The sequence below is a fragment of the Saccharopolyspora sp. NPDC049426 genome, from assembly GCF_040676935.1.
GTDB lineage: Bacteria > Actinomycetota > Actinomycetes > Mycobacteriales > Pseudonocardiaceae > Saccharopolyspora.
The window spans coordinates 358,091-373,493 of sequence record NZ_JBFAPZ010000001.1 but is presented as its reverse complement, the minus strand read 5'-3'; the positions used below and the strand labels follow the sequence as shown (position 1 = coordinate 373,493).

Sequence of the window (15,403 nt, the reverse complement as noted above, 5' to 3'; positions counted from 1 at the left end):
CCGTCCTGTTCCTCGCACTCCTGTTGGTCACGTTTGGTTACGGAGTGACGTGCTGGTTCTGGCCCTTCAAGGCCTGCCGCACCTGCCGAGGCACCGGCAAACGCCGCGCCCCCTTCGGCCGCGCCCTCCGGCTCTGCCCGCCCTGTGACGGCACCGGCCTTCGCCTTCGCCCCGGCCGCCGTGTGATCAACGCCGCCCGCCGCATCCACCGCGCCAACCACCACCGCCACTGAAAGGGGCCAGCCATGACCACGAACATCACCATCGCGACTTGGCTTGCCACCCAGGGCATCCACGTCTTTCCTCTCCGCCCGTTCAGCAAACGACCTTTCGCCAACTGCCCGCACTGCAAGACCGGCCACGCCGCTCCGACCGTCTGCCGGTGCCTGGCCGCTGAACAGCCCTGCCATGGACTCCTCGCCGCCACCACCAAGCCGGAGCTGATTCGCCAGTGGTGGGCACGGACGCCCAGCGCCGGCGTCGGCATCGCGACCGGCCCGTCCGGGCTGGTCGTGCTCGACCTCGACCGCAAGGACAAGGCCCCGTCCCCGGCCGCGCACGACGTGCCCAGTCCAGTCGGAGACGGGTTGGAAGCCCTCGACGCTCTGAGCATCGCCGCTGGAGCCTCCTGGCCGACGACCCTGACCGTGGCCACGCCCAGCGGAGGCCGGCACCTGTACTTCCGCGCTCCCACTGGTCTGGACGTCTCCAGCGACGCAACCGGGCGTGTGGGGCACCAGATCGACGTCCGCGCCCAGGGCGGTTACGTCCTCGCGCCCGGAACCTCGATCACCTCACCTCCGGAAGATCTCGTCGGCACCTACCGCCGCGTCTCGACCACCACCGAGGTTGCAGCACTGCCGGACTGGCTGTGCCAGCGCGTCACGCCACCGGCCACACCGGCACCGGTGGCTCCCAACCTCCGGGCGCAGCGGGCGGGCGATCACGCGCCGGGCTACTGGCAGCGCGTTTGGGAAGGCCAGCTGACCAAGGTCGAAACCGAGCCAGGGGAGCGCTGGCGCCTGGTCTACGCGGCCGCTCGCCGACTGGCCAACCTCGCCACCTACGACACCGCCCCTTGGACGGCAACTGAGGCGATCGACGCCCTGACCGCCGCCGCGCTCCGCCGGCGGGAGCGCACCGGCAAACCGCTCGAACCCGCCGCCGCCCGCCGCAACGCCCTCCGCGGTTGGGAGCGCGGAACCCACGACGGCCCGGACTCACTGCACGGCCTCGGAAACCGCATCGCATGACCACAAGCTCGGAAGGAGGTAGCTCAATGACGTCTCAACCCAACGGGGCCGGGCTACTCGACCAGCTGCACACCGCGCTGACCCGCTACGTCATCCTGCCCAGCCCGCAGGCCGTCGACGCCGTGGTGCTGTGGATTGCCGCGACCCACGCCCAGCCCGCTTGGGCACACGCCCCGCGCCTGGTGATCCGCGCCCCGGAGAAGCGCTGCGGGAAATCGCGACTGCTCGATGTGGTCGAAGCCGTCTGCTACGAGCCATTGATCACCGTCAACGCTTCGCCCTCGGCGATCTACCGCTCCATCACCGACGACCCGCCCACGATGCTGGTTGACGAAGCCGACACGATTTTCGGCGCCGAGGCTGCGAGCAACGAGGACCTGCGAGGTCTGCTCAACGCCGGCCACCAGCGCAACCGACCCGCAATCCGGTTCGACGCGAACACTCGCAAGGTCGAGGCCATTCCGACGTTCGCCATGGCCGCGTTGGCTGGCATCGGCGCCATGCCAGACACCATCGAGGACCGCGCCGTGATCGTCCGGATGCGGCGACGCGCTCCAGGCGAGTCCGTCTCGCCCTACCGCCACCGTCGCGACCGCCCGGCCCTGACGCACTTGGGCGACCAGATGACCGCCTGGCTTCGAGGCGACCTCAACACCCTCGAACGCGCCGAACCTGAGATGCCGCTGGAAGACCGAGCGGCGGATACGTGGGAACCGCTGATCGCAGTAGCAGACCACGCCGGCGGCAGCTGGCCGGACCGCGCACGCCAAGCCGCGGTTGACCTCCTCGCCGAAGCCACCGACAACGACCAGGGCACCATCCGCACTCGGCTGCTGGTCGACTGCCGCACCGCGTTCAACGACGCACAGGTCATCTCCACCGCCGATCTGCTCCGGCAGCTCAACTCCGACCTCGAAGCCCCGTGGCGCGACTACGGACCTGGCGGATTGAGCCCGGCGAAGCTGTCCAAGCTGCTCGCCGAGTTCGAGATCAGGTCAGCGAACGTTCGGTTCCCCGACGGCTCTCAGGCCAAGGGCTACCGCCGCGCCGACTTCGCCGACGCCTGGGCTCGGTACTGCCCTCCGGAGGCCCCTGCGGGGGAGGCGTCCCAGCCGTCCCAAGCGTCCCAGCCCAGGTCAGCGCGGGACGGCAACACCGACCGGGACGGCTCAAGCCGTCCCACCCAGATCACCGGCCCAGTCCCCTGGGACGGCACAAGCCGTCCCAGCAACCCAAGCCGTCCCAGCCTGACCTGCATTGGGACGGATGGGACGGCTGGGACGGCCACCCCACGCACCATCAACACCAGGGGGATCGCATGACAGCGAACACCGCACAACTCGCCGCCACCCTCGCCTCACTCGCAGCGATGCTCGCCGAGCAGGACATCCCCGAACCGGCCGCACCGGCACCACCCGCCCGCAAGATGCCCGACCGCGTGCTGCTGACCGTCGAGGAAACAGCCGAACAACTCGGCATCGGCCGGACCAAGACCTACGCACTCGTCAAGGCCGGCGAACTCGAATCCGTCCAGATCGGCCGACTCCGCCGCGTGCCCAAGGCCGCGATCGAGGACTACGCCAACCGACTCATCAACCAGCGAAGCGCCTGAAGGAGGCCAAGGTGGAAGAGAAGCGCAGCAGGGCCGCCAACGGACGCTCGTCGATCTACTTCGGCAACGACGGCCTCTGGCACGGCCGCGTGACGATGGGCGTCGGCGACGACGGGAAGCCGGATCGCCGACACGTCAAGCGGAAGAACCGCGATGAGGTCGCGGAACAGGTCAGCAAGTTGGAGGCCGAGCGGTCCTCAGGGAAGGTTCGCAAGAAGGGGCGTAGCTGGAAGGTCGAGCGGTGGCTGACCCACTGGGTAGAGGACATCGCACCGCTCACGACCAGGTACAAGACGATGCGTGGCTACCAGACGGCTGTGTACAAGCACCTGATACCGGGGTTGGGAGCTCACCGGCTGGACCACATCGAGAAGCACCCGGAGCTCTTCGAAAAGCTCTACCGCCGAATGCTCGACTCCGGCCTCAAGCCCGGCACCGCGCACCAGGTGCACCGCACGGCACGGACTGCCTTCGGTGAGGCGTACAAGCGGGGCTACATCAACAGGAATCCGCTGGAAATCGCCAAGGCGCCACGCCTGGAGGAAGAGGAGATCGAACCGCTCGACGCTGAGGACGTGCAGCGAATCCTCAAGGTCTGCCTCGACCGCCGCAACGGAGTCCGGTTCGTAATCGCCCTAGCCCTCGGCACCCGGCAAGGCGAATCACTCGCGCTGAAGTGGGAGAACTTCGACGAACGCCGGGCCATGATCCGGATTCGCAAGGCGCTCCAGCGTCAGACCTGGCAGCACGGATGCAAGGACGCCCACGCCTGCGGAGCCAAGTATCACAAGACCAAACCCTGCCCGGACGGCTGCAAGCGCCACACCCGCACTTGTCCTCCGCCTTGCCCGCCTGACTGCACCGACCACGCCAGGTGGTGCCCGCAGCGCAGGAACGGCGGGCTGGTCGAGGTCGACGTCAAATCGCGCGCCGGCCGCCGCAGCATCCCCGTGCCGAACGAACTCCTGGAGCTCATCACTCGCCACCGAAAGGTCCAAGCCGCGGAACGGGAACGAGCTGCCAACGAGTGGGCAGAAGGAGGGTGGATGTTCACCCAGCCCAACGGCAAACCCCTCGACCCACGCCGAGACCTCGACGGGTGGAAGGCCGTACTCACCGAGGCCGGCGTCCGCGAGGCCCGCCTACACGACGCCCGCCACACCGCCGCCACAGTCCTGCTCATCCTCGGCGTCCCAGACCGAACGGTCATGGACCTCATGGGCTGGTCAACCATCTCCATGAAACAGCGCTACATGCACGTCACCGACACCCTCAGACGAGACGTCGCCGACCGCCTCAACAGCTACTTCTGGGGAGTGAACTAGACCGAAATTGAGACAAAGCCGGTCTACGCCTGACTTCGGCGTAGACCGGCTTGCGGCCATCCCACTTCCGGCCGGTATCAGCACGATCATGTGGTCGTCTGGCTGATCGCCGGGGCACAACCACTATTGAGCTCACGCTTGGCAGGAGCGCGTGGGTGCGATCATCGCGCTTGTCGCTCAACCACTTGCCGGACCAGTGCGGCGCGCTCCTCCAGCGGAGCCGCCGGCACGTCGACGAGTCGGAACCCGAGTTCGCGGTACATCTCTTCGTGTAGTTGCTCGAAGACAAGCGAGTCTTCGAGACCGATCTGCCTGGCTGCCGTAGTCTCGACGAAGCCTTGGTTGCGGACGAAGAAGACCGTTGACGCGTACGCGTTCGTTGAGACAACACGATCAACCTCTTCGGTAAGCCGACGTGACGGTGTGAAGCCCAGATAGTGACTGAGGGCAAGAGTGCATACCGGAGAGCGGTCGAAGAAGACGGCGGTGGTGGTGGTGGTCGCAGTTGCCCGAGTGGCGTTCTGCCTCTGCTGCTGCAGAGCCACTACTTTGTCTATGAACCGGTCCTCTTTCCAAGGCTCTCCTCGATCAAGGGCCTGCTCAAGCGCGATGACGTCTGTTGCGGCCTCCTCAACAACGACATGCCCTTCGACCTCCAGTCGGCGCAAGATGGCAGTCTTCCCGGCGCCAGGGGCGCCGGTGAGTATGTAACTGGGCATAGCAACTCCTTCCTAAGACTAAGAGCGGGTGGAGGCATGGTTCGCCGGGGTAACAACCCGATACGGGGAAAATGATCACGGTTTCGACCGCATGAACCCAGGAGTCCAGCTCGACCGGGACGGTCCGTGCAAGCATAGAAGAACCGGCCGCTCACTCGCAGGCATAACAGCGCACTGTGCTGGTTACCGCTGATCGCCCATTGAAGAAGCGCCACGAGACTGAGCAACGTGACTTCGGGCTGAGGCGACCTGGGAACCACAGGCGCATCAAGATCAACGTGCCGCGGCCGGCCCGCCTACAGGTCCTCAAGTTCGCTGACACGGACCATCGCGCCTGCCACCAATGAGACCCAAACTGAGACCCAAAAAAGCCCCTCCGGGATCCGGAGGGGCTTCTTCGCAGGTAAGAGCGGTGGCCAGGGGCGGGGTCGAACCGCCGACCTTCCGCTTTTCAGGCGGACGCTCGTACCAACTGAGCTACCTGGCCGATAGCGTCCGGCGTGTTGCCGTTCGCCTTGGCGACCCAGACGGGACTCGAACCCGCGACCTCCGCCGTGACAGGGCGGCGCGCTAACCAACTGCGCCACTGGGCCATGCTTCAATCTTCAGTTGTTCGTACCCCCAACGGGATTCGAACCCGCGCTACCGCCTTGAAAGGGCGGCGTCCTAGGCCGCTAGACGATGGGGGCTTGACCGATCCGAAACCGGTCCGGCCTTCGCCTCCAACCGGCTTTCCCTTTCGGGGCGCCCCGTTGGCAGTGATGAAAGCTTACGACACACGCTTCCAGCCACCCAAACCGGGGGTCCCTTTAGCCGCGCGACACCGTCGCGGACCGCCCCAGCGCTCCGCGCTCAGGCCCGATACTAGTCCCCTGACCTGCCGAATCGCCACCATCAGCGGAGGCGCCCTGCGGGCCGCCCCGAGGCGACCGAGGGGCTCAGCCAGGCCTGGAAACGGTCAAATCGGCTAGTTGTGGAGTTTTGTGATCCACGACTCATGATCATCCGACCGACGCGGAGACCCCGGAGCCGTCGACCGCCAGGCCCGAGAGCAGGACTCCCCACGACTCCTCCAGGCGGGATGCGAGGCGCCTCGGGTCGCCCGCTACGAGCAGGTTCGTGCCGACGACCACCGCGTAGCAGAGGCGGGCCGTCGCGGCCGGGTCCACGCCCGGACGCAGCAGGCCGTGGTCGGCGGCGCGGCGGATCAGGTCGTCGAACAGGAACTCCCAGCCGTCCGTGTCCGTGCCGACGTGGTTGCAGGCCAGGGACAGGCCCGCGCGCAGCAGCACGTCCTCCTCCAGGCGGCGAGCCGTCTCGCAGGTGAGGCCGACCATCGTCGCCAGCGGGTCCTGCCCGCGCTCGTACCAGCCGTTGCTCAGCTGGGCGAGGTGCTCGCGGTAGCGCTCGACGAGCGCGTGAGCCACCTCCAGCTTGCCGCTGAAGTGGAAGTAGAACGCACCCTTGGTGGTTCCACAGCGGCGCAGGATCGCGCTGAGCCTGGCGGCCTCGTAACCGACGTCGTCGATCTCCTCCGCCGCGGCGACCATGATCGAGTGACGGGTGAGCTGCGCCCGGTGCTGCTGTGCCATTGATCGACTCCGACCCCCGGTGGCCATGCCTGACCGCCCATGCGGGCGACGCACGCCCGAACGGTTGATCAAATATGCCACCGGAAGTTACCCCGGATGCGCACCTTTCGCCCAGCGGAACACAGGTTGTCACACGTTCGTAGAACGCCTGCCGACGGTGAGTTCGGCCAGCGAGATCACGCGCGCCTCAGGACCGGCCGACGCGCGGTCCAGCCCACGACGCGTTCCAGGTCAGCGCGCCACCGGTGGCTGCCCGTCCTCGTCCGGGACCAGGCCCAGCATGTCCAGCAGCAGGCGGCAGTCCTCCGCGCTCTCGGCGCTGCGAGCGACCGCGATTCTGGCTCGGTGCACTTGCTCCTCCGAGATGCGCGAGGGCTCGCCGACGCGCTGCCCGGGCACCGCGGACTGCTGCCGCGACTGCCCGTCTTCCTGCTGCCACAAGAACTTTCGTACGTCCAGCGACCCGTACATGACGCCTCCCAGGCCCTCGGGTTCCGGCCGCAGGTTATCCACAGGTTGTCAACAGCCGCAGCCCCCCAGAGAGTGATTCGCCTTCAACTGAGAGTAATCGCGTGCGTGGCTCGATCCACTTCGGATATTGCCTGCATCACACCGTGCGTCCACCCCGGACAACGAACAGGAGGGCCCTCGCATTCCGGTTCATTGCGATCTCGCGGTCCGCAGCGGGCGAGCGGGACCCCCTACCGGGCGCAGGCGGACGGCGCCGGATGCACGAATCGTGGCCGCAACGCTCCCCGAGAGAGGGAGGCGCATGCCACAATTAGCGGCGCTGACACACCCCCGGTCAGCACCTGTGGAGATCCCCCTCCGGCCCCCGTGCTCCTCCCCCTGGCGCGGGGGCCTTCCACGTCAGAGCGGGTTTTCGCCAAATCTCACCCGATCGGAAGACTCGCTGGTGGCGGTCTCGCGCCCAGAACCGCGAGCCGAACTCCAAGGTCGCCACGATAGGCAGGCCGCAATACAACCGTTATCGTGTCCGCGTGGCTCTAGGACGAACGAAGGCGAATCGGCAGCGCAAGCCCGCCGAAGAAGCCGAACCGGACCCCGAATTCGAGTCGTACCTGGCTGCGCTTGACCCGGAGGAAAGCCCCGAAACCACCGGATCAGGGCGTCGCTTCGGTGCCGCTCAGGTGTACCAGCTGCGGCTGCCGCTGCTGGCCAACGAGCGTCTCCGCGAGCTCGCCTTCAAGCAGGGAACATCCCCCGCCTCGCTCGCGCGGGACTGGGTGATGCAGCACCTCGAGATCGCCGAAGAGGAACACGCGGCCCAGCCGCAGGCGCAGCAGCAGCCGATGGCTCACGCGCCCGCGTGGCCCGGTCAGGACGGCCCCCACCCCGACAACGCCCCCGACCCGATGCAAGCACGACTCGCCGGCGGCATCCCCGACGTCGAGCAGACCGAAGAGATGACCGTCCCGGTCGACCGCTATCGACCCATGTGAGACGGCGAAAGAAGAGGTCGTGGCCGCGAAGCCCCCGCTCGCGACCACGACCTCTCGTCTTGCTCAGGCCGGTAGGCCGAGCTCCCTGGCGATGAGCATGAGCTGCACCTCGCTGGTGCCCTCACCGATCTCCAGGATCTTGGAGTCCCGGTAGAAGCGCCCCACCGGCGTCTCGTTCATGAAGCCGTAGCCGCCGAAGATCTGCGTGGCGTCGCGGGCGTTGTCCATCGCCGCGTTCGACGAGGCCAGCTTGGCGATCGCGGCCTCCTTCTTGTACTGCTCGCCGCGCAGCATCCGCGAGGCCGCGTCGTAGTAGGCCAGCCGGGCCGTGTGGGCCCGCAGCTCCATCTGGGCGACCTTGAACTGCATCGCCTGGTACTCGCCGATCTTGTGCCCGAACGCCTCGCGTTCTCCCAGGTAGCGCAGGCACTCGTCGACGCAGCCCTGAGCCGTGCCGACGCCGAGCGCGGCGATCGCCACCCGGCCCTCGGTGAGCGTGGCCAGGAACTGGGCGTAACCCCGGCCGCGTTCGCCGACGAGGTTGTCCGCCGGGACCCGGCAGTCGTCGAAGGACAGGGCGTGCGTGTCGGAGGCGTTCCAGCCGACCTTCGAGTACTTCTTGGCGACCGTGAAGCCCGGGGTGCCCGAGGGCACCAGGATCGCCGAGATCTCCTTGCGGCCGTCCGGACGCTCACCGGTGACGGCGGTGACCGTGACGAACCCGGTCATGTCGGTGCCGGAGTTGGTGATGAACGCCTTCGAACCGTTGATCACCCACTCGTCGCCGTCGAGCACCGCCGTCGTGCGGGTGGCGCCCGCGTCGGAACCGCCGTCGGGCTCGGTGAGGCCGAACGCCCCGAGCACCTCGCCCCGGGCCAGCTTGGGCAGCCAGGTGCGCTTCTGCTCCTCCGTGCCGAAGCGCAGGATCGGCATGATGCCCAGCGACACCCCGGCTTCGAGGGTGATGGCCACCGACTGGTCGATGCGCCCGAGCTCCTCCAGCGCCAGGCACAGCGCGAAGTAGTCGCCGCCCATGCCGCCGTTCTCCTCCGGGACCGGCAGGCCGAACAGGCCCATCTCACCCATCTTGCGCACCAGCGGGTAGGCGAACTCCTCCCGCTCGTAGTAGTCGGCGATGACCGGGGCTACTTCCTTGCGCGCGAACTCCCGCACGCTCTCGCGCAGCGCTTCGTGCTCCTCGCTGAGCCGGTGGTCAACCATCGCGTCATTCCTCCCCTTGAGCGGTGAGAACGGCCAGCGGCTGATCGAGCCCGACCGACTGCCCCCTCCTCGCGTGAACTTCGGTGACTGTTCCGTCGATCGGGGCGGTGACGGTGTGCTCCATCTTCATCGCCTCGACGACGAACAGTCGTTGTCCGCTGCGCACCTGCTGCCCCTGCGTGACGTCGGTGACCAGCACCGTTCCCGGCATCGGGGCGGTGACGACACCGTCGGAGCGGCCGGCGGCGCCGCCGCGTTCGGCCAGCAGCCGGTGCTCGGTGAGTGCCCAGGTGTGCCCGTCCGCGGCCAGCCAGGTGGTGCCGTCGACGTGCGCGCACCGGTATCGGCGGGTCCGTCCCTGGTAGGTGACGGTGAGGGTGTCGCCCTGGAGGTGGCCGGAGGTGTCCGTCGACGCCGTCGTGTCCCCGGTCTCGACCGCGACCTCCGCGCGCTCCGGAGCACCCCGGAGGTGGACCTTGAGATCTCCGGTGAAGCGCCAGGTGCTCCACGCCGGGCGGCCGAGGCGCCAGCCGTTGGGCGCTTCCCAGGGGTCGGCTCCGCTGCTCGGCTGGACCGCGATGAGGCGTTCCAGCGCCGCGGCGACGTAGGCGTGCTCGGGCACCTCGCTCTCGGTCAGCGAGTCCAGGTCGCGTTCGACCAGGCCCGTGTCGAGGTCGCCCGCGAGGACGTCGGCGTGCTGCAGCAAGGCGCGAAGGAAGGCGATGTTGCTGTTCAGCCCGAGGATCGTGGTGTCGGCGAGGGCCTTGTCGAGACGACGCAGGGCGTCGGCCCGGTCGGGAGCCCAGGCGATGACCTTGGCCAGCATCGGGTCGTAGTCGGAGCCGACGCTGCCGCCGGGTCGGATGCCGGAGTCGACGCGGATTCCCGGACCGGTGGGTTCGTGGACGGCGAGGAGCTCACCGCCGGTGGGCAGGAAGCCGCGGGCCGGGTCCTCGGCGTAGACGCGGGCCTCGACGGCGTGACCGTCGAGCGTCAGGTCCTGCTGCTCCCAGGTCAGGGGCTGGCCCGAGGCCACCCGGACCTGCTGCTCGACGAGGTCCACACCGCGCTCGCCGCGCACCGCCGTGACCAGCTCGGTCACCGGGTGCTCGACCTGCAGGCGAGTGTTCATCTCCATGAAGAAGAACTCGTCCGGCCGGTCGGCGGAGACGATGAACTCCACCGTGCCGGCACCGGTGTAACCGACCGCGCGCGCCGCGTCGGCCGCCGAGGCCCCGATCCGGGCGCGCGTCTGGGCGTCGAGCAGCGGCGACGGCGCCTCTTCGATGATCTTCTGGTGCCGCCGCTGCAGGCTGCACTCCCGTTCGCCGAGGTGCACGACGTTGCCGTGCGAGTCGGCGAGGACCTGGACCTCGATGTGCCGGGGTCGCGAGACGAACCGCTCGACGAACAGGGTGTCGTCGCCGAAGGACGAGCCGGCCTCGCGGCGCGCGGAGGCGATCTGGTCGTCCAGCTCGGCTTCGGCGTGCACCAGCCGCATTCCCTTGCCGCCGCCGCCCGCCGAGGGCTTGAGCAGCACCGGGAACCCCACCTCCAGCGCGGCCCGGTGCAGGTCGGCGTCAGTCATGCCGGCGTCGCTGCGGCCCGGCACCACCGGGACCCCCGCCGCCGAGACGGTCTGCTTGGCGCGGATCTTGTCGCCCATCGACTCGATCGCGCTCGCGGGCGGACCGATGAACACCACGCCCGCCTGCTCGCAGGCGCGCGCGAAGTTGGCGTTCTCGGCCAGGAATCCGTAACCGGGGTGGATCGCCTGCGCGCCGGTTTCCCGGGCTGCATCGAGGATCCGCTTGCCGTTGAGGTAGCTCTCGGTCGCCAGCGCGGGTCCGATGTGGACCGCCGTGTCGGCTTCGGTCACGTGGCGGGCATCGCGGTCGGCGTCGCTGAACACCGCGACCGAGCGGATGCCCAGTTCACGCAGGGTGCGGACGACTCGAACCGCGATCTCCCCGCGGTTGGCGACCAGCACGGTGTCGAACATGCTCATCCCTCACATCCGGAAAACGCCGTAGGAGATCGGTTCGAGCGGTGCGTTGCCCGCCGCCGAGATGGCCAGCCCCAGCACGTCCCGGGTCTGCTTGGGGTCGATCACGCCGTCGTCCCAGAGCCGCGCCGTCGCGTAGTAGGGGTGGCCCTGGTGCTCGTACTGGTCGCGGATCGGCTGCTTGAACGCCTCTTCGTCCTCGGCGGGCCACTGCTCGCCGCGCGCGTCCAGCTGGTCGCGCCGGACCGTGGCCAGCACGGATGCGGCCTGCTCACCGCCCATCACCGAGATCCGGGCGTTGGGCCACATCCACATGAACCGCGGCGAGTACGCCCGGCCGCACATCGAGTAGTTGCCCGCGCCGAACGAACCGCCGATGACCACGGTGAACTTCGGGACCCGGGCGCAGGCGACGGCGGTGACCATCTTCGCGCCGTGCTTGGCGATACCGCCGGCCTCGTACTCCTTGCCGACCATGAACCCGGAGATGTTCTGCAGGAACACCAGCGGGATCGAGCGCTTGTCGCACAGCTCGATGAAGTGCGCGCCCTTCTGGGCGGACTCGCTGAACAGGATCCCGTTGTTGGCGATGATGCCGACCGGCTGGCCGTGGATGCGGGCGAAACCGGTCACCAAGGTCTGGCCGTAGTCGTGCTTGAACTCCGCGAAGCGGCTTCCGTCGACGATCCGCGCGATCACTTCGCGCACGTCGTAGGGGGTGCGGGAGTCCGTGGGCACCGCACCGTAGAGCTCGTCGGGATCGACCGCGGGCTCCTCGCTCGACGCGACCTCCCACGGGCGCGGTTCACGCGGACCGAGCGTGCTGACGATGTTGCGGACGATGCGCAGCGCGTCGGCGTCGTCGGCGGCGAGGTGGTCGGTGACACCCGAGGTGCGCGAGTGCAGCTCTCCGCCGCCCAGCTCCTCGGCGGTCACCTCGGCCCCGGTCGCTGCCTTCACCAGCGGCGGACCACCCAGGAAGATCGTGCCCTGCTCGCGCACGATCACGGCCTCGTCGCTCATCGCCGGCACGTAGGCACCGCCCGCCGTGCAGGAACCGAGGACCGCGGCGATCTGCGGGATGCCGCGCGCGGACATCGTGGCCTGGTTGTAGAAGATCCGGCCGAAGTGCTCGCGATCCGGGAACACGTCGTCCTGCCTGGGCAGGAACGCACCGCCCGAGTCGACCAGGTACAGGCAGGGCAGGTTGTTGTGCAGTGCGACTTCCTGCGCGCGCAGGTGCTTCTTGACCGTCACCGGGTAGTAGGTGCCGCCCTTGACCGTCGCGTCGTTGGCCACCACCACGCACTCGCGACCGGACACCCGGCCGACTCCGGTGATGATCCCCGCCGACGGAGCCTCGTCGTCGTAGAGGCCGTGGGCGGCCATCGGCGAGAGCTCCAGGAACGGCGAACCGCGGTCGAGCAGCGCGTCCACCCGATCCCGGGGCAGCAGCTTGCCGCGCTCGACGTGCCTGATGCGCGCCTTCTCCGGCCCACCCAGGCGGGCCCTGTCCAGCTGCGCGTTGAGGTCGTCGACGAGCTTGGCGTGCTGCTCGGCGTTGCGCGCGAACTCCGGCGAGCCCGGGTCCACCGACGTGCGCAGAGCGGGCGCATCCATGGGGCACACCTTCCGCTTGGCTCGGTTAGTCATCGTTAACTTGTGCTCCATGTTAACGCCGGTTAACAGAGTCGTCTAGTATTGAGCAGCATGTCGACCGATGCGGCGAAACCGACCCGGCGCGAGCAGATCCTGACCGCGGCGGCGGAGAAGTTCGCGCGCGCCGGCTTCCACGGCGTCGGCATCGACGACATCGGAGCCGCCGTGGGCATCTCCGGACCCGCGCTGTACCGGCACTTCCGCAGCAAGGACGCGATGCTGGCGGAGCTGCTGACCGGCATCAGCGACCGGCTGCTGCTCGGCGGCAAGCACCGGGTCGACGCCGCTTCCGAACCGCAGGACGCCCTGGACCGCCTGGTGCGCTGGCACGTGGAGTTCGCGCTGCACAACCCCGCGCTGATCACGGTGCACATGCGCGACCTGGACTCCCTCTCCGACCGCGACCACCGCCGGGTCCGGGAATCCCAGCGGCTCTACGTCGAAGTGTGGGTCGCGGTGCTCCGCGACGCCCGCCCGGAGCTGGACCGGCCCCGCGCCCGCGCGGCGGCGCACGCGGTCTTCGGCCTGATCAACTCGACGCCGTTCAGCGCGCACCTGGACACCTCGGCGATGGCGCGACTCCTCCGCGACATGGCGCACGGAGCCATCGCAGCGATCTGAACCCCGCCGGGCTCCGGATCGTGGAGCCGGGATTCCACCGAAGTCCTCTCCGGCTCGAACGGCCCGTGATCAGCAGCGCCAGACCTGACCGCGCGACGAAGATTGCGAGGGCGGATTCGCGGGTAAGGACGGAGCATTGGTCGGTAGAGGTCGCTCCCGCGAAGGCCGGAGGCTGCATGGCCACCACTCAGATCCAACCGACGCCGGTGCCCACCCGGACCGCGGCCGGCAGGCGCCCGCGCAAGGGCGCGCGGCTGGTGCCCTGGCTGCGGACCACCGATCCCAAGGACATCGGGATCCTCTACCTGATCACCTCGTTCGCCTTCTTCATCGCCGGCGGAGCGATGGCGCTGCTGATCCGCGGTGAACTGGCCGCCCCCGGCCTGCAGTTCCTGTCCCAGGAGCAGTACAACCAGCTGTTCACCATGCACGGCACGATCATGCTGCTGCTGTTCGCCACGCCGATCGTGTTCGGCTTCGCCAACGTGATCCTCCCGCTGCAGATCGGCGCACCGGACGTGGCGTTCCCGCGGCTGAACGCCTTCTCCTACTGGCTGTTCCTGTTCGGCGGGCTGATCGTGATCAGCGGCCTGCTGATGCCCGGAGGCGCGGCCGACTTCGGCTGGACCGCCTATGCACCGCTGTCGCGCGGCGGGTTCAGCGTCGGTCCCGGCGGCGACCTGTGGGCGGCCGGGCTGATCGTCAGCGGTCTGGGCACGATCCTGGGCGCGGTCAACATGATCACGACCGTGGTGTGCCTGCGCTGCCCGGGGATGACGATGTGGCGGATGCCGATCTTCACCTGGAACATCCTGGCCACCAGCATCCTGGTGCTGATGGCGTTCCCGATCCTGACGGCCGCGCTGTTCGGGCTGCTGGTGGACCGCCACCTCGGCGGGCACGTCTTCGACCCGGCCCACGGCGGAGCGATCCTCTACCAGCACCTGTTCTGGTTCTTCGGCCATCCCGAGGTCTACATCGTGGCGCTGCCGTTCTTCGGAATCGTCACCGAGATCCTGCCGGTGTTCAGCCGGAAACCGCTGTTCGGCTACACCGGGCTGGTGCTGGCCACCATGGTGATCATGGGCCTGTCCGCGGTCGTGTGGGCGCACCACATGTTCGCCACGGGCGCCGTGCTGCTGCCGTTCTTCTCGTTCGCGACGTTCCTGATCGCGGTGCCGACGGGCATCAAGTTCTTCAACTGGATCGGGACGTTGTGGCGCGGACAGCTGACGTTCGAGTCCCCGATGCTGTTCTCGATCGGGTTCCTGGTGACGTTCCTGCTCGGCGGCCTGACCGGGGTGCTGCTGGCCTCACCGCCGCTGGACTTCCACATCACCGACACCTACTTCGTCGTGGCGCACTTCCACTACGTGCTGTTCGGCACGATCGTGTTCGCGGTGTTCGGCGGGGTCTACTACTGGTTCCCGAAGATGACCGGCCGGATGCTCGACGAGCGGCTGGGCAAGCTGCACTTCTGGCTGACGTTCGTCGGGTTCCACCTGACGTTCCTGGTGCAGCACTGGCTCGGCGACGAGGGGATGCCGCGCCGCTACGCCGACTACCTGGTCACCGACGGTTTCACGGCTCTGAACACGGTCTCCACCATCGGCGCGTTCGTGCTCGGCGCCTCGATGCTGCCGTTCCTCTACAACGTTCTCACCAGCTACCGCTTCGGCACGCCGGTGGACGTGGACGACCCGTGGGGCCACGGCAACTCCCTGGAGTGGGCGACGACGTGCCCGCCGCCGCGGCACAACTTCACCGCGCTGCCGCGCATCCGGTCCATCCGCCCGGCTTTCGAACTGCACTACCCGCACATGGCCGATCGCCTGGAGTCCGAAGCGCACGCCTCGCTGCGCCGCGGCCCTGGGCCGAACGGGCGATGACCTCCGTGGCGCGGTTCATACTCCGACGAGGAAGAGCGCAGGCC

General features: G+C 68.4%; 13 protein-coding genes and 3 tRNA genes. 7 read left to right on the top strand and 9 right to left on the bottom strand.

Annotated features, from left to right (window positions below; all coding sequences use genetic code 11):
• Positions 1-245 precede the first annotated feature (245 nt).
• Genes AB0J78_RS01760 through AB0J78_RS01745 form a run of 4 tightly spaced genes read left to right on the top strand, consistent with a single transcriptional unit; the run spans position 246 to position 4,190 of the window.
• Entirely contained in the window at positions 246-1,253 is a 1,008-nt protein-coding gene (locus tag AB0J78_RS01760; RefSeq protein ID WP_363785884.1) for a bifunctional DNA primase/polymerase, read from the top strand.
• A 26-nt stretch (positions 1,254-1,279) separates the two neighbouring features.
• On the top strand, positions 1,280-2,575 hold the full coding sequence (locus AB0J78_RS01755) for a DUF3631 domain-containing protein (protein ID WP_363785882.1): 1,296 nt from the start codon (positions 1,280-1,282) through the stop codon (positions 2,573-2,575).
• Positions 2,572-2,865, top strand: coding sequence for a helix-turn-helix domain-containing protein (locus AB0J78_RS01750; protein ID WP_363785880.1), 294 nt, complete (start codon positions 2,572-2,574; stop codon positions 2,863-2,865). Before AB0J78_RS01755 ends, AB0J78_RS01750 begins: the two co-directional genes overlap by 4 nt.
• An 11-nt stretch (positions 2,866-2,876) precedes the next feature.
• A complete protein-coding gene (locus tag AB0J78_RS01745) occupies positions 2,877-4,190 on the top strand; it encodes a site-specific integrase (protein ID WP_363785878.1) in 1,314 nt (437 codons plus the stop codon).
• Positions 4,191-4,351: 161 nt separating this feature from the next.
• Here AB0J78_RS01745 and AB0J78_RS01740 read toward each other — a convergent pair whose 3' ends face one another.
• The 6 genes from AB0J78_RS01740 to AB0J78_RS01715 all read right to left on the bottom strand — a co-directional run bounded on the left by AB0J78_RS01740 (position 4,352) and on the right by AB0J78_RS01715 (position 6,972).
• On the bottom strand, positions 4,352-4,909 hold the full coding sequence (locus AB0J78_RS01740; protein WP_363785876.1) for an AAA family ATPase: 558 nt from the start codon (positions 4,907-4,909) through the stop codon (positions 4,352-4,354).
• Positions 4,910-5,322: 413 nt separating this feature from the next.
• Positions 5,323-5,396 (bottom strand) — tRNA-Phe (locus AB0J78_RS01735).
• A gap of 29 nt (positions 5,397-5,425) precedes the next feature.
• Positions 5,426-5,502: transfer RNA gene (locus AB0J78_RS01730), tRNA-Asp, on the bottom strand.
• 23 nt (positions 5,503-5,525) lie between these two features.
• Positions 5,526-5,598: transfer RNA gene (locus AB0J78_RS01725), tRNA-Glu, on the bottom strand.
• A gap of 312 nt (positions 5,599-5,910) precedes the next feature.
• Entirely contained in the window at positions 5,911-6,501 is a 591-nt protein-coding gene (locus tag AB0J78_RS01720) for a TetR/AcrR family transcriptional regulator (RefSeq protein WP_363785873.1), read from the bottom strand.
• Positions 6,502-6,732: 231 nt separating this feature from the next.
• Complete coding sequence (locus AB0J78_RS01715; protein ID WP_132680513.1) at positions 6,733-6,972, bottom strand: hypothetical protein; 240 nt, start codon at positions 6,970-6,972, stop codon at positions 6,733-6,735.
• Between the two features lie 530 nt (positions 6,973-7,502).
• Here AB0J78_RS01715 and AB0J78_RS01710 point away from each other — a divergent pair.
• The gene (locus AB0J78_RS01710; protein WP_363785871.1) at positions 7,503-7,964 is read left to right on the top strand and encodes a hypothetical protein; all 462 of its coding nucleotides are present in this window, start codon (positions 7,503-7,505) and stop codon (positions 7,962-7,964) included.
• 63 nt (positions 7,965-8,027) lie between these two features.
• Here AB0J78_RS01710 and AB0J78_RS01705 read toward each other — a convergent pair whose 3' ends face one another.
• Genes AB0J78_RS01705 through AB0J78_RS01695 form a run of 3 tightly spaced genes read right to left on the bottom strand, consistent with a single transcriptional unit; the run spans position 8,028 to position 12,810 of the window.
• The gene (locus tag AB0J78_RS01705; RefSeq protein WP_363785869.1) at positions 8,028-9,185 is read right to left on the bottom strand and encodes an acyl-CoA dehydrogenase family protein; all 1,158 of its coding nucleotides are present in this window, start codon (positions 9,183-9,185) and stop codon (positions 8,028-8,030) included.
• Positions 9,186-9,189: 4 nt separating this feature from the next.
• Entirely contained in the window at positions 9,190-11,187 is a 1,998-nt protein-coding gene (locus AB0J78_RS01700; RefSeq protein ID WP_363786379.1) for an acetyl/propionyl/methylcrotonyl-CoA carboxylase subunit alpha, read from the bottom strand.
• A 9-nt stretch (positions 11,188-11,196) separates the two neighbouring features.
• Positions 11,197-12,810, bottom strand: a complete 1,614-nt coding sequence (locus tag AB0J78_RS01695; protein ID WP_363785866.1) for a carboxyl transferase domain-containing protein — start codon at positions 12,808-12,810, stop codon at positions 11,197-11,199.
• Between the two features lie 90 nt (positions 12,811-12,900).
• On the opposite strand from AB0J78_RS01695, the gene AB0J78_RS01690 reads away from it, so the two are divergent.
• A complete protein-coding gene (locus tag AB0J78_RS01690; protein WP_363785863.1) occupies positions 12,901-13,470 on the top strand; it encodes a TetR/AcrR family transcriptional regulator in 570 nt (189 codons plus the stop codon).
• A gap of 176 nt (positions 13,471-13,646) precedes the next feature.
• On the top strand, positions 13,647-15,359 hold the full coding sequence (ctaD, locus tag AB0J78_RS01685) for a cytochrome c oxidase subunit I (protein ID WP_363785860.1): 1,713 nt from the start codon (positions 13,647-13,649) through the stop codon (positions 15,357-15,359).
• Positions 15,360-15,403 lie beyond the last annotated feature (44 nt).